At 56.9% G+C, this 19,381-nt stretch carries 19 protein-coding genes; 9 read left to right on the top strand and 10 right to left on the bottom strand.

Annotated features, from left to right (window positions below; all coding sequences use genetic code 11):
- Positions 1 to 2: 2 nt before the first annotated feature.
- The 3 genes from PGR79_RS15880 to PGR79_RS15890 are packed head-to-tail and all read left to right on the top strand — an operon-like array spanning position 3 to position 2,822.
- On the top strand, positions 3 to 1,160 hold the full coding sequence (locus PGR79_RS15880; protein ID WP_430922012.1) for an ABC transporter permease: 1,158 nt from the start codon (positions 3 to 5) through the stop codon (positions 1,158 to 1,160).
- Entirely contained in the window at positions 1,153 to 2,088 is a 936-nt protein-coding gene (locus PGR79_RS15885; RefSeq protein ID WP_430922014.1) for an ABC transporter ATP-binding protein, read from the top strand. Before PGR79_RS15880 ends, PGR79_RS15885 begins: the two co-directional genes overlap by 8 nt.
- Entirely contained in the window at positions 2,085 to 2,822 is a 738-nt protein-coding gene (locus PGR79_RS15890; RefSeq protein WP_087860180.1) for an ABC transporter permease, read from the top strand. The genes PGR79_RS15885 and PGR79_RS15890 overlap by 4 nt, the downstream gene beginning before the upstream one ends.
- On the opposite strand, the gene PGR79_RS15895 is transcribed toward PGR79_RS15890, so the two are convergent.
- Positions 2,797 to 2,910: a protein YohO gene (locus tag PGR79_RS15895; RefSeq protein WP_015365743.1), complete on the bottom strand. Its 114-nt coding sequence runs from the start codon at positions 2,908 to 2,910 to the stop codon at positions 2,797 to 2,799. The two genes, PGR79_RS15890 and PGR79_RS15895, sit on opposite strands and share 26 nt — an antisense overlap.
- Before the next feature lie 59 nt (positions 2,911 to 2,969).
- On the bottom strand, positions 2,970 to 3,701 hold the full coding sequence (locus tag PGR79_RS15900; protein ID WP_087860181.1) for a MerR family transcriptional regulator: 732 nt from the start codon (positions 3,699 to 3,701) through the stop codon (positions 2,970 to 2,972).
- 199 nt (positions 3,702 to 3,900) lie between these two features.
- Between PGR79_RS15900 and PGR79_RS15905 the strand changes: the two genes are divergently transcribed.
- The 3 genes from PGR79_RS15905 to PGR79_RS15915 are packed head-to-tail and all read left to right on the top strand — an operon-like array spanning position 3,901 to position 6,823.
- Positions 3,901 to 5,589 (top strand): sensor histidine kinase, encoded by a 1,689-nt coding sequence (locus PGR79_RS15905; RefSeq protein WP_087860182.1) that lies wholly within the window; start codon positions 3,901 to 3,903, stop codon positions 5,587 to 5,589.
- The gene (gene btsR, locus PGR79_RS15910; protein ID WP_430922017.1) at positions 5,583 to 6,302 is read left to right on the top strand and encodes a two-component system response regulator BtsR; all 720 of its coding nucleotides are present in this window, start codon (positions 5,583 to 5,585) and stop codon (positions 6,300 to 6,302) included. Before PGR79_RS15905 ends, btsR begins: the two co-directional genes overlap by 7 nt.
- A gap of 53 nt (positions 6,303 to 6,355) precedes the next feature.
- Positions 6,356 to 6,823, top strand: a complete 468-nt coding sequence (locus PGR79_RS15915) for a DUF1456 family protein (RefSeq protein WP_064736829.1) — start codon at positions 6,356 to 6,358, stop codon at positions 6,821 to 6,823.
- Positions 6,824 to 6,866: 43 nt separating this feature from the next.
- Here the strand turns inward: PGR79_RS15915 and PGR79_RS15920 are convergent, their stop codons facing one another.
- Both PGR79_RS15920 and metG read right to left on the bottom strand, forming a co-directional pair.
- Positions 6,867 to 7,331 carry a YehR family lipoprotein gene (locus tag PGR79_RS15920; RefSeq protein ID WP_015365748.1) on the bottom strand — a complete coding sequence of 155 codons (465 nt, stop codon included), beginning with the start codon at positions 7,329 to 7,331 and terminating at the stop codon, positions 6,867 to 6,869.
- 139 nt (positions 7,332 to 7,470) lie between these two features.
- Positions 7,471 to 9,504, bottom strand: coding sequence for a methionine--tRNA ligase (gene metG / locus PGR79_RS15925; protein ID WP_045377042.1), 2,034 nt, complete (start codon positions 9,502 to 9,504; stop codon positions 7,471 to 7,473).
- A 151-nt stretch (positions 9,505 to 9,655) separates the two neighbouring features.
- Between metG and apbC the strand changes: the two genes are divergently transcribed.
- Positions 9,656 to 10,765, top strand: a complete 1,110-nt coding sequence (gene apbC, locus PGR79_RS15930; RefSeq protein WP_015365751.1) for an iron-sulfur cluster carrier protein ApbC — start codon at positions 9,656 to 9,658, stop codon at positions 10,763 to 10,765.
- Here apbC and PGR79_RS15935 read toward each other — a convergent pair.
- Positions 10,762 to 11,214: a GNAT family N-acetyltransferase gene (locus PGR79_RS15935; protein WP_316424342.1), complete on the bottom strand. Its 453-nt coding sequence runs from the start codon at positions 11,212 to 11,214 to the stop codon at positions 10,762 to 10,764. The two genes, apbC and PGR79_RS15935, sit on opposite strands and share 4 nt — an antisense overlap.
- Positions 11,207 to 11,524, bottom strand: coding sequence for an RcnB family protein (locus PGR79_RS15940; RefSeq protein ID WP_087860184.1), 318 nt, complete (start codon positions 11,522 to 11,524; stop codon positions 11,207 to 11,209). Before PGR79_RS15940 ends, PGR79_RS15935 begins: the two co-directional genes overlap by 8 nt.
- Positions 11,525 to 11,707: 183 nt before the next feature.
- Here PGR79_RS15940 and PGR79_RS15945 point away from each other — a divergent pair, with 183 nt between their 5' ends.
- Positions 11,708 to 12,607, top strand: a complete 900-nt coding sequence (locus tag PGR79_RS15945) for a LysR family transcriptional regulator (protein ID WP_087860186.1) — start codon at positions 11,708 to 11,710, stop codon at positions 12,605 to 12,607.
- Here the strand turns inward: PGR79_RS15945 and PGR79_RS15950 are convergent.
- Entirely contained in the window at positions 12,597 to 13,940 is a 1,344-nt protein-coding gene (locus PGR79_RS15950; RefSeq protein WP_045364254.1) for an NCS2 family permease, read from the bottom strand. The two genes, PGR79_RS15945 and PGR79_RS15950, sit on opposite strands and share 11 nt — an antisense overlap.
- A 2-nt stretch (positions 13,941 to 13,942) precedes the next feature.
- Positions 13,943 to 15,754 carry an adenine deaminase gene (locus tag PGR79_RS15955; protein ID WP_213794403.1) on the bottom strand — a complete coding sequence of 604 codons (1,812 nt, stop codon included), beginning with the start codon at positions 15,752 to 15,754 and terminating at the stop codon, positions 13,943 to 13,945.
- 124 nt (positions 15,755 to 15,878) lie between these two features.
- Here PGR79_RS15955 and PGR79_RS15960 point away from each other — a divergent pair, with 124 nt between their 5' ends.
- On the top strand, positions 15,879 to 16,790 hold the full coding sequence (locus tag PGR79_RS15960) for a LysR family transcriptional regulator (protein ID WP_271031693.1): 912 nt from the start codon (positions 15,879 to 15,881) through the stop codon (positions 16,788 to 16,790).
- Here PGR79_RS15960 and PGR79_RS15965 read toward each other — a convergent pair.
- Together PGR79_RS15965 and PGR79_RS15970 are read right to left on the bottom strand one after the other, a co-directional pair.
- Complete coding sequence (locus PGR79_RS15965; RefSeq protein WP_113374381.1) at positions 16,787 to 17,209, bottom strand: universal stress protein; 423 nt, start codon at positions 17,207 to 17,209, stop codon at positions 16,787 to 16,789. The two genes, PGR79_RS15960 and PGR79_RS15965, sit on opposite strands and share 4 nt — an antisense overlap.
- Before the next feature lie 141 nt (positions 17,210 to 17,350).
- Positions 17,351 to 19,327, bottom strand: a complete 1,977-nt coding sequence (locus PGR79_RS15970) for an alkyl/aryl-sulfatase (RefSeq protein WP_395226404.1) — start codon at positions 19,325 to 19,327, stop codon at positions 17,351 to 17,353.
- Between the last annotated feature and the right edge of the window lie 54 nt (positions 19,328 to 19,381).

Here is a 19,381-nt window from a genome sequence, read left to right on the forward strand (position 1 = left end):
TGGTGACTATTCGTTGTTATAACCGCGTGGCGCTGCTGCTCACGCTACTGCTGTTGGCCGTGGCGGCGCTGCCGTTTGTCACTTATGCCCCTAACCGTCTGCTCTCCGGGGAAGCGCGTTGGCTTTGGACGCAGATGCCGTGGCTGGCGGCGGCGCAGCTGGCGGGGGGGCTGCTGTTATTGCTAATGTGTTGGCTCCCCGGTCGTCTGGCGTTGCTCGGTAGTCTGCTTATTGCCGATTTACTCCTGCCTTTACTAATGTGGGGCGCCGGAGAAATCGCGCTACAGCTGGTGCAACAGGGCTCCCCGCTGGCGCGTACTTCTCCCGGTAGCGGATTATGGCTTGCTCTCGCGCTATGCCTGCTGATTGCCAGCGATATTATTCGCCGTTTGACGCCGCGAGCGCTGTGGCGTTGGTTGCTGAATGCGCAGCTTTGGCTGCTACCGTGCCTGCTGCTGTGGCATGGGTCGCTCGATCAACTCTCTTTGCTGAAAGAATATGCTAACCGTGAGGATGTCTTTAATGACGCGCTGCGTCAGCACCTGTGGTTGTTGTTCGGGACGTTGCTGCCCGGATTATTATTGGGTCTATCGATAGGCTTCGCCCTCTGGCGGCGACCGCACTGGCAGGCGCCGGTATTCACCTTCCTTAATGTGATTCAAACTATTCCCTCGGTGGCGCTATTCGGTTTGTTGATTGCGCCGTTGGCCGGGTTGACGCGCCATTTTCCGTGGCTGGGGGATATTGGCATTTCCGGAACCGGTCTGGCGCCGGCGCTGATCGCGCTGGTGCTGTACGCGCTATTGCCGCTGGTGCGTGGGGTGGTGACCGGGCTGCAACAGGTACCGCGCGAGGCGCTGGAAAGCGCGACCGCGATGGGAATGAGCGGCGGACAGCGTTTCCGCCAGGTCCAAATGCCGTTGGCGCTACCAATTCTGCTGCGCAGCTTGCGGGTGGTCAGCGTGCAGACCGTCGGTATGGCGGTGGTGGCGGCGCTGATAGGCGCGGGCGGCTTCGGCGCTTTGGTGTTTCAGGGGCTCCTCAGCAGCGCGCTGGATTTGGTGCTGCTGGGGGTCATTCCGACGATTGCGCTGGCGGTGGTAGTGGACGCCGTGTTTGCGCTATGGGGCGCGTTGCTAAAAGGAGAGGCGCATGATTGAGTTCGACGGGGTGAATAAAGCCTTTGCCGGGCAGTCGGCGGTAAAGGATCTCAACCTGCATCTGCGCGAGGGGGCGTTTTCGGTGTTGATAGGGACGTCCGGCTCCGGAAAATCGACCACTCTGAAGATGATTAATCAACTCGTGGAACAGGATAGCGGAGTGATACGCTTCGCCGGCGAGGATATCCGCCGACAGCCGCTGCTGACGCTACGTCGCCGTATGGGGTACGCCATTCAGTCTATCGGCCTGTTTCCACACTGGACGGTGGCGCAGAATATCGCCACCGTGCCGCAGCTGCAAAAGTGGCCGCGCGGAAAAATTAACGAGCGGATTGATGAACTCATGGCGTTACTTGGCCTGGAACCTCTGCTGCGCGATCGCTACCCGCATCAGCTTTCCGGCGGCCAGCAGCAGCGCGTTGGTGTGGCGCGGGCGCTGGCGGCCAACCCGGAGGTGCTGTTAATGGATGAGCCATTTGGCGCGCTGGATCCGGTCACCCGCGAAGCGTTGCAGCAGGAGATGCTGCGCATTCATCGTCTGTTTGGGCGCACGATCGTGCTCGTCACCCATGATATCGACGAAGCGCTACGCCTGGCGGATCATCTGGTGCTGATGGACGGCGGCGAAGTGGTGCAGCAGGGGGAGCCGTTACAAATGCTGCTGCAGCCGAAAAACGCTTTTGTTGAAACCTTTTTTGGCCGTAGCGAACTGGGCGTTCGGTTGCTCTCGCTACGCGGCGTTGGGGATTACCTGCGCCGGGATGAACGGCTGACGGGCGATGCGCTGAACGTCTCTATGACGTTGCGCGAGGCGCTGTCGCAATTTGTGGCCCACCGCCGCGACGTTTTGCCGGTGGTCGATGAACAGGGCGAAGCGTGTGGTACGTTGCACTTTGCAGACCTGCTACACGATAGGGGCACGACGTGAAGGCGCTTCGCGATCCGCTGCTGTGGCTGGTGGCGCTGTTTATCGCGCTGCTGCTGGCATTGCCCCACAGTGCGCCGCTGTTTAGCTGGCTGTTTCCGGAGCTGCCGCGCCCGGTGTATCAGCAGGAGAGTTTTCTGGCGCTGACGCTGGCCCACTTTTGGCTGGTGGCGCTCTCCAGTATTGCCGCGACGGTTATCGGCGTGGGGGCGGGGGTTCTCGTCACCCGACCCGCCGGACGAGAGTTTCGCCCACTGGTGGAAACCATCGCCGCCATGGGACAGACATTTCCGCCGGTAGCGGTACTGGCGATCGCGGTGCCGGTGATGGGGTTCGGCTGGCAGCCAGCGCTTATTGCGCTGGCGCTATACGGAATATTGCCCGTGCTGCAGGGAACGCTGGCTGGATTAAGTTCGATATCGCCTGGGGTATTGAATATTGCCGAGGGGATGGGGATGAGCGGTTGGCAGCGGTTGTGTAAGGTGGAGCTGCCGCTGGCGGCGCCGGTAATGCTGGCCGGGATCCGCACCTCGACCATCGTCAATATTGGTACGGCAACCATTGCCTCAACGGTGGGCGCCAACACGCTCGGCACGCCGATAATTATCGGCCTCAGCGGTTTTAATACCGCTTATGTGCTGCAGGGGGCGCTGCTGGTGGCGCTCGCCGCGATCATTATCGACCGCTTTTTTGAACGGCTGAACCAGTGGATCAGCCGACACCACCGCGAACAATAAACGAGTAACCCGCCAGCATGACGCCGCCGATCCCGCCGATGGCCATGCATAAGAAGAGGGTAATGACCGCGATTTTCGCAGGCTTCATGATAGGCTCCTTTTGTTAACGGTGGGATTATACGGTGAAGCGCAGGTGTTAATGAAACATTAATTGCTATTTAGCCAGATCAGATTTTCCCGCTGTTCCCATTCGCGGAGCTGCGCTGCCTGCGGGCTACCCGGCGGCGCGGGGCACCACACCAGCAGGGTACTGTCGGGAAATAGCTGCGGGCGGATCTGACTAAGCGAATGCGCGACAATATCCACCCGCCAGCCCTGCTCGCAGGCGATCCACCCTTCCAGCCACAATTGAGTGGTGTCATCGGTATTCCAACCCACCACCACCGCGTGATGACCGGGGCGCTTCCAGGCGTGGGCGAGACATTGGGCGATGTGGTTGATTAAGATACCATCGAGCAGGCTACGCAGCGCCAGTAAAGTCGGCTGAGGGCTTAGCAGGCGGTGACGAAGCGGATTAAGCAGATGATGCACCAGCATCTGTGCGCTATAGCTGTGGCTGCGCTCTTTGAGCCATAGCCGCACCCGTTGGTAATGACCTTCCTGCAGAAAACCGAGCAAAATTTCCTGCTGTTCGCGCCAGCCGTCTTCGACATCCGCTTCGCGATCGGGCAGCAGATTTTTTACCTTGCCGACCTGAACGCCGGCATCAATCCAGCGCTTAATTTCGCGGATGCGATCGATTTCACTGTCATTGAATAAACGATGGCCGCCATCGGTGCGTTGCGGCTTGATAAGTTCATAACGTCGCTGCCAGGCTCGCAGCGTCACGGGGTTGATATCACAAAGCTGAGCCACTTCGCCTATCGTATACAGCGCCATTTTCCCCTCCCGCCGTGTTCTCCTCATTTAACTGTAGAAGGGGTTTATCAATTGTTCATTTTTTGCACTTTACGGCGACGACGAGACGGTGAGAAGTGTGATCGTCACCATGATTTATCATTTTCTTGTATCGCTTCAAAGAAAGTTATAAGCGGTCAGTGTATGTTACGCGCTTTCAAAGGTTGTGTGGTTGGCGGGTATGTACGAGTTCGATCTGGTATTGCTGCTGCTCCAGCAGATGTGCGTGTTTCTGGTCATCGCCTGGCTGATGAGTAAAACGCGGCTGTTCATCCCCCTGATGCAGGTCACCGTGCGTCTGCCGCATAAGTTGCTGTGCTATGTCACCTTCTCGATTTTTTGCATTATGGGGACCTATTTCGGTCTACATATCGAAGACTCTATTGCTAATACACGCGCTATTGGCGCAGTGATGGGCGGCCTTCTCGGCGGCCCGGTGGTCGGCGGTCTGGTGGGGTTGACCGGAGGCCTGCATCGCTATTCGCTGGGCGGAATGACGGCGCTAAGCTGTATGGTGTCGACCATTGTTGAAGGGCTGCTCGGTGGCCTGGTGCACAGCATTCTGATTAAACGCGGACGTCCGGATAAAGTTTTCAGCCCGCTCACCGCCGGGGCGATAACCTTTTTCGCTGAACTGGTACAGATGCTGATAATCCTGCTGATTGCGCGGCCATTCCAGGATGCGCTGCACCTGGTGCAGAGTATTGCCGCGCCAATGATGGTTACCAATACCGTCGGCGCCGCGCTGTTTATGCGTATCCTGCTGGATAAACGGGCGATGTTTGAGAAATACACTTCGGCTTTTTCCGCCACCGCGCTAAAGGTGGCAGCCTCCACCGAGGGGATCCTGCGCCAGGGATTCAACGAAGAGAACAGTATGAAGGTCGCTCAGGTGCTGATTCAGGAACTTGATATCGGCGCCGTGGCGATTACCGACCGTGACAGGCTGCTGGCGTTTACCGGTATCGGCGACGATCATCATCTACCAGGTAAACCTATCTCCTCGTCCTATACACAAAAGGCGATTGATACCGGCGAAGTGGTTTATGCCGACGGCAACGAGGTGCCATACCGCTGCTCAATTCATCCTGGCTGTAAACTGGGCTCGACGCTGGTCATTCCGCTGCGCGGTGAGAATCAACGGGTCATTGGCACCATCAAGCTGTATGAAGCGAAAAACCGCCTGTTCAGCTCGATTAACCGCACGTTGGGGGAGGGGATAGCGCAACTGCTGTCGGCGCAGATCCTCGCTGGCCAGTATGAACGGCAGAAAGCGTTGCTGACCCAGTCGGAAATTAAGTTGCTACACGCCCAGGTCAACCCGCACTTTCTGTTTAACGCCCTTAACACCCTTAAGGCGGTGATCCGCCGCGATAGCGATCAGGCCGGACAGCTGGTGCAGTATCTATCGACCTTCTTTCGCAAAAATCTGAAGCGACCAACGGAGATCGTCACCCTGGCGGATGAAATTGAACATGTGAATGCCTATCTGCAAATTGAGAAGGCGCGATTCCAGGATAATTTGCAGATACGCATGCAGGTGCCTGCGTCGCTTGAGCACCTGCAACTACCGGCATTTACGTTACAGCCGATAGTTGAAAACGCAATCAAGCACGGCACTTCTCAGCATCTTGGCGTAGGCGAAATTACCATTCGCGCCAGTCAGCATGAGCGTTGGCTACAGCTGGACGTGGAAGACAATGCCGGGCTTTACCGGGATAACCCTAATGCCAGCGGGCTTGGGATGAGTCTGGTGGACAGACGACTGCGCACGCGCTTCGGCGCCGACTGCGGAATTAGCGTCACTTGCGAAGCGGAACAATATACCCGCATCACGCTGAGACTGCCTGTGGAGGAGAATGCATGCTAAAAGTTTTAATCGTCGATGATGAGCCGCTGGCGCGGGAAAATCTGCGCATCCTGCTGGAGGCGCAAAGCGATATTGATATCGTCGGCGGATGCGGCAACGCCGTCGAGGCGATTGGCGCAGTGCATAAGCTGCGCCCGGACGTGCTGTTTCTGGATATTCAAATGCCGCGTATCAGTGGGCTGGAGATGGTTGGTATGCTCGATCCAGAACATCGCCCCTATATCGTCTTTTTAACGGCCTTCGATGAGTATGCGGTGAAGGCCTTTGAAGAGCACGCCTTCGATTATCTGCTCAAGCCTATCGAAAACGCCCGGCTGGAGAAAACCCTGAGTCGCCTGCGCCACGAGCGCAGCCTGCAGGATGTATCACTATTGGATGATGCCCAGCAGGCGCTGAAGTATATTCCCTGTACCGGCCACAGCCGCATCTGGCTACTGCAAATGGAGGATGTGGCTTTTGTGAGCAGCCGAATGAGCGGGATTTACGTCACCGATAGTGAAGGTAAAGAAGGCTTTACCGAACTGACTTTGCGTACGCTGGAAAGCCGTACGCCGCTGCTGCGCTGCCACCGTCAATATCTCGTTAACATGGCGCATTTGAAGGAGATCCGCCTTGAGGAGAATGGGCAGGCGGAATTGTTAATGCGCGCCGGACAAACGGTGCCGGTCAGCCGCCGCTATCTGAAAAGCCTGAAAGAGGCGATTGGTCTGTAAAAAAGCGGAATCATGGTAGACTTAGCGCCAGCATTTTTCATCATGAAGGCATTATGATCAGTAACGATATTTTACGTAGCCTGCGCTACACCCTGAAAACGAATAATAACGGTCTGGTACGCATCTTTACGCTGGCGGATGCGCCGGTGAGTGCGGAACAACTGGTACCCTGGCTGAAAAAAGAAGACGAAGAAGGGTTTGCGCGCTGCCCGGATGTCGTACTGTCGAATTTCCTCAACGGTCTGATTTACGACAAGCGCGGCAAAGACGAGTCGGCGCCGCCGCTGGCGGTTGAGCGCCGGGTGAATAACAATATCGTACTGAAAAAATTGCGTATCGCCTTTTCGCTGAAGACTGACGACATTCTGGCGATCCTGACTCAGCAAAAATTCCGCGTGTCGATGCCGGAAATTACCGCCATGATGCGCGCGCCGGACCACAAAAACTACCGCGAATGCGGCGATCAGTTTTTGCGCTATTTCCTGCGCGGTCTTACCGAGCGCGAGCACGCCAAAGGCTAAGCGCCAGAAGTGACCCGGGTCTGCGCCCGGGCCCTGTCTCTCTTTACTTCTTCACTTCTTTAAAACCCTGCGATTCCAGCAGCTTAGTTGACACGGATAGCGAAACAAACTGCTGTGAGCAGTCGGTGAACATCGAGCCCGGCAGTTTGCACAGCTCGCTGATTTTCGCTTTGCTGAAATCCACGGTCAGATGCTCAAGCGCGTAGGAATCTTTATAGTCGATGGTCTGCTCAACGCCCTGTAGATTACGATACACGCTGCTAATCGGCTCAATAATGGCCCGCGCCTGTTCTTTATTTTCGGCGCCGATCGATTTATAGGGAATGGTGTTGTCGGCATCCTGACGCAGTACTTTGTCGCCGTCATAGTGGTAGGTAAAGCTGAGTTCGACGCCGTTAGTATTCAGCGCAAAGGTTTTACTCTCTTCTTTTTTATTATCGCAGCCGGCGAGCGCCGCCAGCAGAACGGATACGGCCAGCACGCCAGCCATCTTGCGGTTAAATTTCATCACGATTCCCTATGTTGAGTGGTATTGCGCGTCCAGAGAGGAACAGACAGTAATGATTATTATGGCGATTACGCATTGTCGCAACAGAAGGCGTGAAGGGAATAAAAAAAGCGCTGCCGGAGCAGCGCTTTTGCGAGGTTTATTTAACCTGCTGACCCGGCTGTGCGCCGCTGTCAGGGCTTAACAGGAAGATATCTTTCCCGCCGGGGCCGGCGGCCATCACCATCCCTTCGGAGATGCCGAAACGCATTTTACGCGGCGCCAGGTTAGCGACCATCACCGTCAGGCGGCCAATCAGCGCCTGCGGATCCGGGTAGGCGGAGCGGATGCCGGAGAAGACGTTACGCTTCTCGCCACCAAGATCCAGCGTCAGGCGCAGCAGCTTATCGGAACCGTCGACGAACTCGGCGTTTTCAATCAGCGCGATACGCATATCCACTTTGGCGAAATCGTCAAAGGAGATAGTTTCCTGGATCGGATCATCGGCCAGCGGACCGGTGACCGGCGCGGCGGCGGCTTTAACTTCTTCTTTAGAGGCTTCCACCAGCGCTTCGACCTGTTTCATTTCAATGCGATTGTACAGTGCCTTAAAGGCGTTAACCTTGTGCGCCAGCAGCGGCTGCTGGATGGCGTCCCAGCTCAGTTCGGTGTTGAGGAACGCTTCAGCGCGCGCGCTCAGCCCCGGCAGAACCGGCTTCAGCCAGGTCATCAGCACGCGGAACATGTTCAGCCCCATGGTGCAGATTGCCTGCAGGTCGGCGTCGCGGCCTTCCTGTTTTGCCACCACCCACGGCGCCTGCTCGTCGACATAGCGGTTAGCGACATCGGCCAGCGCCATAATTTCGCGGATTGCTTTACCGAACTCGCGGCTTTCCCACGCTTCGCCGATAGCGGCAGCCGCATCGGTGAAGGTTTTATACAGCGCCGGGTCAGCCAGCTCAGCGGAGAGCATGCCGTCAAAGCGTTTATTGATAAAGCCGGCGTTACGTGAGGCCAGGTTGACCACTTTATTAACGATATCGGCGTTAACGCGCTGGATAAAGTCTTCCAGGTTCAGGTCGATATCATCGATGCGCGAAGAGAGCTTAGCGGTGTAGTAATAGCGCAGACTGTCGGCATCAAAATGGTTCAGCCAGGTGCTGGCTTTGATAAAGGTGCCGCGAGATTTGGACATCTTGGCGCCGTTTACCGTGACATAGCCGTGAACGAACAGATTGGTCGGCTTACGAAAGTTGCTGCCTTCCAGCATGGCCGGCCAGAACAGGCTGTGGAAGTAAACAATGTCTTTACCGATGAAGTGATACAGCTCGGCGCTGGAATCTTTCTTCCAGTATTCATCGAAGCTGGTCGTGTCGCCGCGTTTATCGCACAGATTCTTAAAGGAACCCATGTAACCGATCGGCGCATCCAGCCAGACGTAGAAGTATTTGCCCGGCGCATTCGGAATTTCAAAACCAAAGTACGGCGCATCACGGGAAATATCCCACTGTTGCAGACCGGATTCGAACCACTCCTGCATTTTGTTCGCCACCTGCTCCTGCAGCGCGCCGCTGCGGGTCCACGCCTGCAGCATTTCGCTAAAGGACGGCAGGTCGAAGAAGAAGTGCTCAGATTCACGCATCACCGGCGTCGCGCCGGACACCACGGATTTCGGGTCGATAAGCTCCGTCGGGCTGTAGGTCGCGCCGCAGACTTCGCAGTTATCGCCGTACTGGTCCGGGGATTTACACTTCGGACAGGTACCTTTGACGAAACGGTCCGGCAGGAACATGCCTTTTTCCGGGTCGTAGAGCTGAGAGATGGTGCGGTTTTTAATAAAGCCGTTTTCTTTCAGACGGGTATAGATAAGCTCCGACAGCTCGCGGTTCTCGTCGCTGTGCGTCGAGTGGTAGTTGTCGTAGCTGATATCGAAACCGGCAAAATCGGTCTGATGCTCCTGACTCATCTCGCCAATCATCTGCTCCGGGGTGATGCCAAGCTGCTGCGCTTTCAGCATAATCGGGGTGCCGTGGGCGTCGTCGGCGCAGATGAAGTTGACTTCGTGGCCGCGCATTCGCTGGTAACGGACCCAGACATCAGCCTGGATGTGCTCCAGCATGTGGCCGAGGTGGATAGAGCCGTTGGCGTACGGCAGCGCGCACGTTACCAGAATTTTTTTCGCGACTTGAGTCATAGTGGGCATTACATCTTCTGTTGTAAAAAGGGCTTTTGATGTTACCTGAAAGGCAATAATTTGGTAAGCCCAAAGCTTATTGTGGGGGAATTATTCCCTTTCAGGTAAACTTAACGGACAAGAATCAACTCACAATAACAAAGGAGTCGGGATGAGTTCGCAATCCCAGGCCAAATCCCCCGAACGTCTACGTGCGATGGTCGCCGGGACTCTGGCTAATTTCCAGCACCCAACCCTGAAACATAACCTCACCACGCTAAAGGCGCTGCACCATGTCGCCTGGCTTGACGATACCGTGCATATCGAGATCCAAATGCCGTTCGTCTGGACCCGCGCGTTTGAGGCGTTGAAGGAGCAATGCAGCGCCGAGCTGCTGCGTATCACCGGCGCGAAAGCCATCGACTGGAAGCTCTCTCACAGTATCGCCACCCTGAAACGGGTGAAAAACCAGCCGGGCATTAATGGCGTGAAAAACATCATCGCCGTGAGTTCCGGTAAAGGCGGGGTGGGCAAATCCTCTACCGCCGTGAACCTCGCGCTGGCGCTGGCGGCGGAAGGGGCCAAAGTGGGTATCCTCGATGCCGACATCTATGGCCCGTCGATTCCGACCATGCTTGGCGCGGAAGACAGCCGCCCGACATCCCCGGACGGCACCCATATGGCGCCGATCATGAAGTATGGCCTGGCGACTAACTCCATTGGGTATCTGGTAACCGACGACAACGCCATGGTGTGGCGCGGCCCGATGGCCAGTAAGGCGCTGATGCAGATGCTGCAGGAGACGCTGTGGCCGGATCTGGATTACCTGGTACTGGACATGCCGCCGGGAACCGGAGACATCCAGCTGACCCTGGCGCAGAACATTCCGGTAACCGGCGCGGTGGTGGTGACGACGCCGCAGGACATTGCGCTGATCGACGCCAAAAAAGGCATCGTGATGTTTGAGAAAGTAGAAGTGCCGGTCGTAGGCATCGTGGAAAACATGAGCATGCATATTTGCAGCAACTGCGGGCACCACGAACCTATCTTCGGCACCGGCGGCGCCGAGAAGCTGGCGGCGAAGTACCACACTCAGTTGCTAGGCCAGTTACCATTACATATCACGCTGCGTGAAGATCTGGATAAAGGCACGCCGACGGTCATTGCTCGTCCGGAAAGCGAGTTTACCGATATCTACCGCCAGCTGGCGGGACGCGTGGCGGCGCAGATGTACTGGCAGGGCGAAGTTATCCCGAGCGAAATAGCCTTCCGCGCCGTTTAAGGCTGGGTGTAACGCATCAGCCAATAATCTCCGTCAGGAGACGCGCCCTGGGCTTCGAGTTTCCAGCCGTGATGCTGGTAGAAGCGCAGGGCGTTTTCATTTCGCGACAGACATTTCAGCGTACCGCTGTGCTTAAATGAGCGCTGAACCTGTTCCAGCAGCAGACTACCGACGCCTTTTCCCTGCCACTGCGGATCCACGAACAGGTTATGCAGGAAGTTGTCGATAACCCACACCGAGGCGAATCCTGCCAGCGTATCGCCGCATTCGGCGACCCATAGCTGCTCGTCTTGTACCACCGCATCAAAATCTTCCAGCCGCCATTGATCGCTGTTAAGCCATGTCCACGAGGCCATACGCGCGTCAAGGAATAGCTGGCGCAGGCGAGGATAGTCGCTGTCGTGACCGGGGCGAATGCGCAGTTGCGGCTGCGTCGATGACTTAGCGATGATAGAAAATCTCGCCGTCATACACCTTCAGGATCTTGCCTTCGGTGTCGGTGATCAGGACGTAGTTGCCGCCCATGTAGGTCCAGTGGCTGCCGGCATCCGGCGCAGGCAGGTTACGCTGTTGCCACTGCTTGATGTTGTACTCAGGAGTGAGGTACATCGCCGGCACGGTATCGCCAATATGAAATTGGGTAAAATCAGCGGTGAATTCTTTCATCGCATACTGTTCAATCCCGGAGGCCGGCGCCGCCCAGCTTGCGCTGGCGCTGGCAAGAAGTACGCCCAGAAGCATCATTTTTGTTTTACGCATATTTTCCTCAATATTACCTGGACTCAAAATAGCAGCCTCGTATCATTCCTGAAGCGCTGCTGAAATGGCAAGCACTGGTTTTTTAAAAAGTGTAAGCAAAACACGGCTGAAGTCTTGTGCCGCTTGCGTTGTTGCGCGGTAAATCGCTATTTTGGGAGCATTCTGAAGCTTTGGAGAATTGGCATGTTCAGGCTGGAAGATCTGACCTTATTTGTCCGCGCGGCGGCGTTAGGTAGTTTTAGCGAGGCGGCACGAGAAGCGGGGCAGCAGCCTGCGCAGGTAAGCGCAGCGATCAAACGCCTGGAAACGACGCTTAATATTCGCCTTTTTGCTCGTTCGACCCGTAGCCTGCGCCTGACCCCGGAGGGCGAAACCTGGCTCCCCTATGCCACCCAGATGCTCGATACCCTTCAGGCCGGGCTACAGAAAATTCAGACGCCAGGGGATGAAGTACGCGGCACGCTGCAAATCGCCGTGCCATCCGATCTAGGGCGTAACCTGCTGCTCAAGGTATTTTGCGCTTTTCGCGAACGTCATCCGGCGCTGCGCCTGCGGCTGCACTTTTCCGATCATCTGACCGACGTGTTTAAAGATCCGGTGGATGTCGCTTTTCGCTACGGCTACCACGAAGACGCTTCGTTTATCTCGCTGCCCGTCGCGCCGGAAAACCGTCGGGTGTTGGTTGCTTCACCGCAGTGGATTGCCCGCCACGGTCAAATCAGTAGCCTCGAGGAATTATCCCGGCACAGCGCGCTGTTGTACGTATTACGTGGCCGACCTTTTGATCGCTGGCCGCTGATTTCAGGTAATGAAGTGCATACCGTGGAGATGAACGGCGCGATTATGAGTGATGATGCGGAGGTGATCCGTCGGCTGGCGGTAGCCGGTGAGGGAATCGCTTATAAATCGTTTCTCGATGTCAGCGACGATCTGCGAGAAGGGCGTCTGGTGCGGCTGCTGCCGGACTATCAGGGCGATTTAACGCCGCTGAATATGATTTGTCCGCACCGCAAGCAGCTCTCTGCCGCGGTGCGTTTGTTATATCAAGAGGTGAAATCACATTGTGAAGCGCTTAGTGCTTAACTAAGGTCGCGAAGTAATAGATTAGCGGGATCGCCAGCACCCACAGGCCAATCGGAATTTCACGCCACTTGCCGGCGATCGCTTTGATGACAATGTAAAACAGCAGCCCGCCGGCGATACCGGTGCCGAAGCTGTTGGCGATGAGCGTAATCATCACCATCATTAACACCGGCAGACCGTCGGTGAAGTTTCCCAGATCGACTTTGCGCAGGCCGCTGAACATATTCAGGCCAATCAGAATTAACGCCGGCGCGGTGGCCTCTTTAGGGATCATGAGCGCCACCGGCGTAAACAGCAGCATCAACAGGAACATCACCGCCGCCGCCAGCGCAGTAAGGCCGGTCTTGCCGCCGGCTTCCGCCGCCGCGGATGATTCAATCAGCGCCGTGGCCGCCGGAATACCGACCCACGGGCCCAGCGCGGCGGCAATCGAATCGACCATAAACGGGCGATTAATCTGCGGCATGTTGCCTTCTTCATCCAGCAAGCCCGCCTCGCCGCCGACCGCCAGGGTCGTACCCATGGTCGAGAAAAACTCGGACGCAAAAAAGACGAACAGGAACGGCAGGAAGGCGATATTTAATGCCCCCAACAGATCGATTTGCCCGAACACCGGAGCCAGCGAGTGCGGAACGTCAATAAAGCTGCCAGGTAGCTTTGTCACGCCGAACGGAATACCCACCAGGGTGGCGAACAGAATGGCCCACAGTATCGCGCCTGGTACTTTACGCGCCTGTAGCGCTATCGCCAGAAACAGGCCGCACAGCGCCACCAGCGCGCCGGGGGCAAGAAAATCACCGAGCATCAGGGCGTTGGTTTTGGCATTCGCCAACACCAGCCCGGCATTGCGAAAGCCAAGAACGGCAACGAATAACCCGATCGAAGCCGTGAGCCCCAGCTTAATTGACTGCGGTACCGAGCGGGTGACCACTTCGCGCAGGCCGAATTGGGTCAACAGGAAGAAGAGGATCCCCGACCAGCAGGCAATCCCGAGGCCAATCTGCCAGCCAATACCTTCGCTGCCCGCCAGCGTCACCCCCACCAGTACCGAGCCGCCAATGCCCGGACCGACGATAAACGGCAGGTTGGCATAAAACGCCATTAATAACGAACCGGCGACAAAGACCAGGATGGTGCCCGTGGTGGCGGCGCCTTTATCCATTCCGCCAATCGCCAGCAGTCCTGGAATGACCACCAGTAAATAGGCGGCGGCGAGAAAGCCGGTGATCCCGGCCAGGCATTCGGTGCGTAGCGAACCGCCCCGTGCGCGAAGCGCAAAGCGGCGCTCCAGCCAGTGGCTACGGGCAGAAGTATGAAGTGTGTTATCGGCCATGCTCAGGCTCCCTGAGGATTATTGTTGTGATGAGTTGGCGCCGGAGTCTCCCGGCAGGCTATCAACGGGTCAACTATCTGGCGACTGCCGCCGTCGGTGAGACCCAAATCGGTTAGATGCGGCCCGGCATTACAGGCGAGGCAGGTGCCTTCAATCGCCTTAAATACCCGGTATGGCGGCTCCCAGTCGGCGACTTTACTGCTTAAATCTCGCAGCTCGCGGAACTGCCGCGCCAGCTCGGCGGCGGGAAGATCGGAGAGCATACCGGCAATCGGCATCGCCACATGGGCCAGGATCTCGCCCTGTTGCGCCAGCGCCATTCCGCCGCCGGAAGCGATCAGCTGATTTGCCGCTAAGGCCATATCATGAGCATCGCGCCCGAGCACGACCAGGTTATGTGAGTCATGCGAGTAGCTGGTGGCAATGGCGCCGCGCAGCTCCCCCCAACCTTCAAGCAGGGCGATTTGCGGCGTTGCCTGATGGCGGCCGTGGCGGTGCTTAACCCAAATCAGGCTAAAGCCCGCGGGCAGTTGTACTTCTCCGTCGCGGATCTGTACTTCCACTTCCCCCCATTTCGTGAAGCGCGCGCCGCTGATGTGGCGCAGGCGGGCGACGCCATGGCGAATGCCCTTAATTCGCAGAATAAAGTCTTCAGCGGCGAGGGGCGCTAACTGCAAAGTATCACGCGGCGGCGTCACGCCGGGCGCGGCGGCAAGCGGTGTTAGCAGGTGACCGTTATGAGCGATAAGTTTGCCGCCGACATAGACCTCCTGAGCCTCGAGTTTCTCCAGCGAATCAAACACCACCAGATCCGCGCGTCGTCCCGCGGCAATTAGCCCAAGATCGTTGCGCTGCAGGCGAATAGCGGCATTAAGGGTGGCGAAACGTAGCACATCGACCGTTGGCAAACCGTGTTCAATCAACAGGTTGAGCAGGGCGATAATGCCGCCTTTCTCCAGCAGCATATCCGGCGGTACGTCATCGGTGCAGACGGTGATTTGCGAGGAGAGATGCGGCAGCGTTTTTAACGCCGTAACGATCTCGGGCAATAGGTAGGGGTGCGAGCCGCGAATTTCGATAGTCAACCCGGCGCGCAGTTTTTCCAGCGCATCGGCCGCTGAAGTCAGTTCGTGATCGGAGGTGACGCCGGCGGCGAGATATGCCTGTAAATCGGCGCCGCTGAGCCCACGGGCATGGCCCTCAATCAGTTTGCCGCTGTTAAGCCCGGCCTGGACAATCTCCTGCATCCGTTCGCTACCGTTCAGCACGCCATGCATATCCATCACTTCCGCCACGCCGCGAACTTCCGGCCAGCCGAGCATGGTTTCCATTTCAGCGCCGGCGAAATCAGCGCCGGACATTTCGAGACCTGGCGTAGAGGGGACGCTGGATGGCGCGGCCACCATCACCTGTAGCGGCAGGTGGCGGCTGGCATCAACCGCGTAGCGCACGCCATCGACGCCGAGCACGTTGGCCAGCTCATGCGGATCCCAGAACACCGCGGTGGTACCCTGCGTCAGGACGATTTCGGCATAACGCTCGGGCGGCAGATGCGAACTTTCAAGATGTACGTGGGTGTCCATCAAGCCGGGCGACAGATAGCCGCCTTGCAGCGAGCGCACTTCATGGGCGTCGGCGCGGCTGCCGCGCGGATGTACGCTGGCAATCATTTCACCAACGATACCGACGTCAGCGTCGCGGATTTCGCCAGTGGCCATATCGACGATCTGCGTATCGATAAGCAACAGATCAAACGGGGATTCGCCGCGCGCGGCCTGTACGGCGCGACGACGTGCTTCTGCATTGCTGGACATAACAACTCCACCACAAGGATAATGCGGATACTCTAGGGGCACAGCAAACGTTTGCCCAGATGAATAAATTTATCGCCCGATAAGCTCGGGTTATTCTGTATGACCACCGGTAGCGAACCTGACAATGAACGAACCCTGGCAACGTCTGCCCGCGCTCTCGCTGAAGCAACTGCAGTATTTTGTGACCCTGGCTCAGTTGCGCCATTTTACCGATACCGCCAATCGGCTGGCGATTAGCCAACCGGCGCTCAGCAGCGCGCTGCGGCAGATTGAAACCGTGATCGGCGGCAAGCTGGTCAATCGTACCGCCTCGGCGGTCACTCTGACGGAACTGGGGGCGGCGATTTTACCCCATGCCCAGCGGATACTGAGCGTGGCCCAGGCATCTTTTTTTGATATGCAACAGATCGTGGAAGCAGGCGGCGATGGCACGGTGCGTATCGGGCTGGTACCGTCGGTGAGCTCGCTGCTGTTTCCGCTGCTACCGCAGACCCTGGCGCAGGCCTTTCCGCGTCTGCGCATCGAATTTCATGACCAGACCAACGATGCGTTAATGCAGGCGCTGCAAAGCGGTGAGATTGATTTTGGTATCGGCGCGATCGACAGTTCGCTACCAGTTGAGCTACTGGTTTATCCGCTGCGCGAGGATCCTTTCGTGGCGGTGCTGCACAGCGACGATCCGCTGGCTGCGCAGCCAAATTTACCGTGGAAACAGTTGGTGGGCCGTGATATTGCCGTTTTTTCAAAGGGGAATATCCAGCGGCTGGTGTCGGCGCTGGTGGAAAGCCAGCGTTTGACCTTAACGACGCGTTACCAGGTAGACTATATCGAAACCCTTTATGGACTGGTGCGTTCGCGGCTGGCGGTGGCTATTCTCCCGGCGCTGTATACGACCTATCTGCACGATCCGGCGTTAAAGGTGGCGCAACTGCAGCAGCCGGCGCTGACGCGGACGGTGGCTCTGATGCGTGGGCCGCAGGCGCTACCGCCATCAATCGAAGAGTGTTTTTCTCTGTTACAGTCCGCATTGCGCTAGGGTAGGTGTTTTATGAGTACGTCCACTGTCAAATGGTTGATGTACTCCAGCGAGTGCGAGGACAGCATCCCCAGCAGCCGGTTATGGTGTCCGGCGATAATTAAATCGATATGGCGTTGTCGTACGCACTCTTCGACATCAGCAAAACGGCGGGTTGTCACCAGCGATAGCGTCTGTACCGGCAGGGCGACGGTCGTCGCTAGCTCGTTGAGCAGGGCTTTGGCCTGAATGACCTCTTGCGATACTTCATCATTCTGCAGGCTGTCGGATACGTAATTAAGCGCCCGGTAGTCGGTGCTGATGTGGGCGATGGTAATCCGCATCCCGTTTTCCTGCGCCATCCTGGCGGCGTGTTGTAGCAACGGAACACCATCAAGGCTGCTATTAATCAGTACCAGCGCATGGTGATAAACGGTCATATATACCTCCGCGCAATAAAACAGTCCTGAACTCATTTTGGGCCTGCGGCGAGGGGAACGCAAATCAGAACATGCGAGGCGAATGGATAAAAAAATCCCCCGCGGCCTACCAGGGCGCGAGGGAGATTCAGCGATTATCGCTTACGGGGTGACAATGTTGAACCAGAATTCAAATTTGTCCATGTAGCTCAGCATTTCATCGAGCTTAGCGCCATTGCCGCTAATCTTGACGTCGCCCTTATCTTCAGCCTGCTTCAGCGTTTCCTGTTTCAAAATGATCTTGTTCAGGGTATCGCGATTCAGGGTAATGCTGGCGTCGGCATCGTCCGCTACCGCATTCGCGGTGTGGTTAAGTACGCCATTTTCCAGTTCCAGCTTGTACTTACCGCCGTCTTTACCGAGATCGATGTTGAAGACCGCTTTTGCCGCGCCGGCTTTCTGGCCGTTGATATGTACGCCCAGGTAGTCGAAGAACATTTCTGGGGTCATCGCGCGCACGGTATCCGGGCTGGCGGTGTTAGGCGTCGGGAGTTTCTGTACGCCGTTACGCAGTTCCTGCGCGCCGGTCAGGTAGAAGTTGCGCCAGGTACCGGCTTCCGCCTGGTAACCTAACTGCTCCAGGGCATCCGCTTCGAGGTTACGCGCATCGGCATTCTGCGGGTCGGCGAAGACGATTTTACTGGTCACCTGCGCGACCCAGCGGTAATTCCCCTGCTGATAGTCGGCTTTGGCTTTCTGCATGATGGTATCGGCGCCGCCCATGTATTCAACGAACTTCTTCGCAGCCTGTTGCGGCGGCAGCTCGTCGAGGGTTGCCGGGTTGCCATCGAACCAGCCGAGGTAGTAAACGTAGGTCGCTTTCACGTCGTGGCTGACGGAGCCGTAATAACCGCGGCTCGACCACTGTTTTTCCAGCGATTCCGGTAGCTTGAAGTTAGCGGCGATTTCATCGCGGGTCAGGCCCTCGTTGGCCATACGCAGGGTCTGGTCGTTGATGTAGCGATACATGTCGCGCTGACCTTTCATCAGCTTGATGATGTTGTCATTACCCCAGGTTGGCCAGTGGTGCTGAGCGATAATGACTTCAGCATCGTTGCCCCAGCGGTCGATCGCGGCGTTAATATATTTTGACCACGCCAGCGGATCGCGGATCTTCGCGCCGCGTAGCGAGTAAGTGTTGTGCAGGGTATGGGTAACATCCTCTGCCGCTTCAATCATTTTCTTCTCTTTGACATACCACAGCATTTCCGACGGCGCTTCGGAACCCGGCGCCATCATGAAGTCGTAGGTCAGGCCATCAATCACTTCCTGCTGGCCGGTTTTGGTGATGTAGTTGGTCGGCTGGAGCAGCGTCACGGTACCCGCCGAGGTGGTGGTGCCAAGACCGGCGCCGACCTGGCCTTTGGCGTCAGGCTTCAGCAGGTTGCCGTACATATAGCTGGCGCGACGGCTCATCGCGGTACCGGCCATAATGTTCTCGGAAACCGCTTCTTCCATGAATCCTGCCGGGGCGTAGATTTTTACTTTGCCGGCCTTCACGTCGGCTTCATCAACCACGCCACGAATGCCGCCGTAGTGGTCAACATGGCTGTGGGTGAACAGGACGGCGACAACCGGCTTTTTACCACGGTTGGCGTAGTAGAGATCCATCGCTTCTTTCGCCGGCTCGGCGCTCAGCAGCGGGTCGATAACGGTGATCCCTTTTTCACCTTCGATGATGGTCATGTTGGAGAGATCGAGATTACGGATCTGATAAACCCCGTCGGTGACTTTGAACAGGCCGCCGATATTAATCAGCTGCGACTGGCGCCACAGGCTTGGGTTAACGGTATCCGGGGCTTTTTCACCTTCTTTGACGAAGTCATATTTTGCCGGGTCCCAGATAACGTTGCCTTGCTCGCCTTTAATCATGGTCTGCGGTAGCGCGGCGATAAAGCCTTTATGCGCGTTATCGAAATCAGTTTTATCGGCAAACGGCAGTTTATTGTACAGCGCGTTATTTGCCTGCTGAGTTGCCGGAGTGGCGTCCTGCTGCTGAGCAGCTGCGAAGGCGGAAAGCGACAGCGAAGTTAAAACACCGGCCAGAGCCAGATGTTTAGCGATCTGATTTAATTTCATTGCATGGCCTCTTAGATTATTTGTTCCGCTATCAATGTTTAATATCAGCGGATA

Source organism: Klebsiella sp. 141161 (genome assembly GCF_050600815.1).
In the GTDB taxonomy this organism is placed as follows: domain Bacteria; phylum Pseudomonadota; class Gammaproteobacteria; order Enterobacterales; family Enterobacteriaceae; genus Klebsiella; species Klebsiella aerogenes.

Coding starts and splice junctions, on each gene's coding strand:
- apbC (WP_015365751.1), top strand. CDS start 9,656: ATGAGTTCGCAATCCCAGGCCAAATCCCCCGAACGTCTACGTGCGATG.
- PGR79_RS15905 (WP_087860182.1), top strand. CDS start 3,901: ATGTACGAGTTCGATCTGGTATTGCTGCTGCTCCAGCAGATGTGCGTG.
- PGR79_RS15945 (WP_087860186.1), top strand. CDS start 11,708: ATGTTCAGGCTGGAAGATCTGACCTTATTTGTCCGCGCGGCGGCGTTA.
- PGR79_RS15940 (WP_087860184.1), bottom strand. CDS start 11,524: ATGCGTAAAACAAAAATGATGCTTCTGGGCGTACTTCTTGCCAGCGCC.
- PGR79_RS15900 (WP_087860181.1), bottom strand. CDS start 3,701: ATGGCGCTGTATACGATAGGCGAAGTGGCTCAGCTTTGTGATATCAAC.
- PGR79_RS15915 (WP_064736829.1), top strand. CDS start 6,356: ATGATCAGTAACGATATTTTACGTAGCCTGCGCTACACCCTGAAAACG.
- PGR79_RS15950 (WP_045364254.1), bottom strand. CDS start 13,940: ATGGCCGATAACACACTTCATACTTCTGCCCGTAGCCACTGGCTGGAG.
- metG (WP_045377042.1), bottom strand. CDS start 9,504: ATGACTCAAGTCGCGAAAAAAATTCTGGTAACGTGCGCGCTGCCGTAC.
- btsR (WP_430922017.1), top strand. CDS start 5,583: ATGCTAAAAGTTTTAATCGTCGATGATGAGCCGCTGGCGCGGGAAAAT.
- PGR79_RS15955 (WP_213794403.1), bottom strand. CDS start 15,754: ATGTCCAGCAATGCAGAAGCACGTCGTCGCGCCGTACAGGCCGCGCGC.
- PGR79_RS15960 (WP_271031693.1), top strand. CDS start 15,879: ATGAACGAACCCTGGCAACGTCTGCCCGCGCTCTCGCTGAAGCAACTG.
- PGR79_RS15895 (WP_015365743.1), bottom strand. CDS start 2,910: ATGAAGCCTGCGAAAATCGCGGTCATTACCCTCTTCTTATGCATGGCC.
- PGR79_RS15965 (WP_113374381.1), bottom strand. CDS start 17,209: ATGACCGTTTATCACCATGCGCTGGTACTGATTAATAGCAGCCTTGAT.
- PGR79_RS15920 (WP_015365748.1), bottom strand. CDS start 7,331: ATGAAATTTAACCGCAAGATGGCTGGCGTGCTGGCCGTATCCGTTCTG.
- PGR79_RS15885 (WP_430922014.1), top strand. CDS start 1,153: ATGATTGAGTTCGACGGGGTGAATAAAGCCTTTGCCGGGCAGTCGGCG.
- PGR79_RS15970 (WP_395226404.1), bottom strand. CDS start 19,327: ATGAAATTAAATCAGATCGCTAAACATCTGGCTCTGGCCGGTGTTTTA.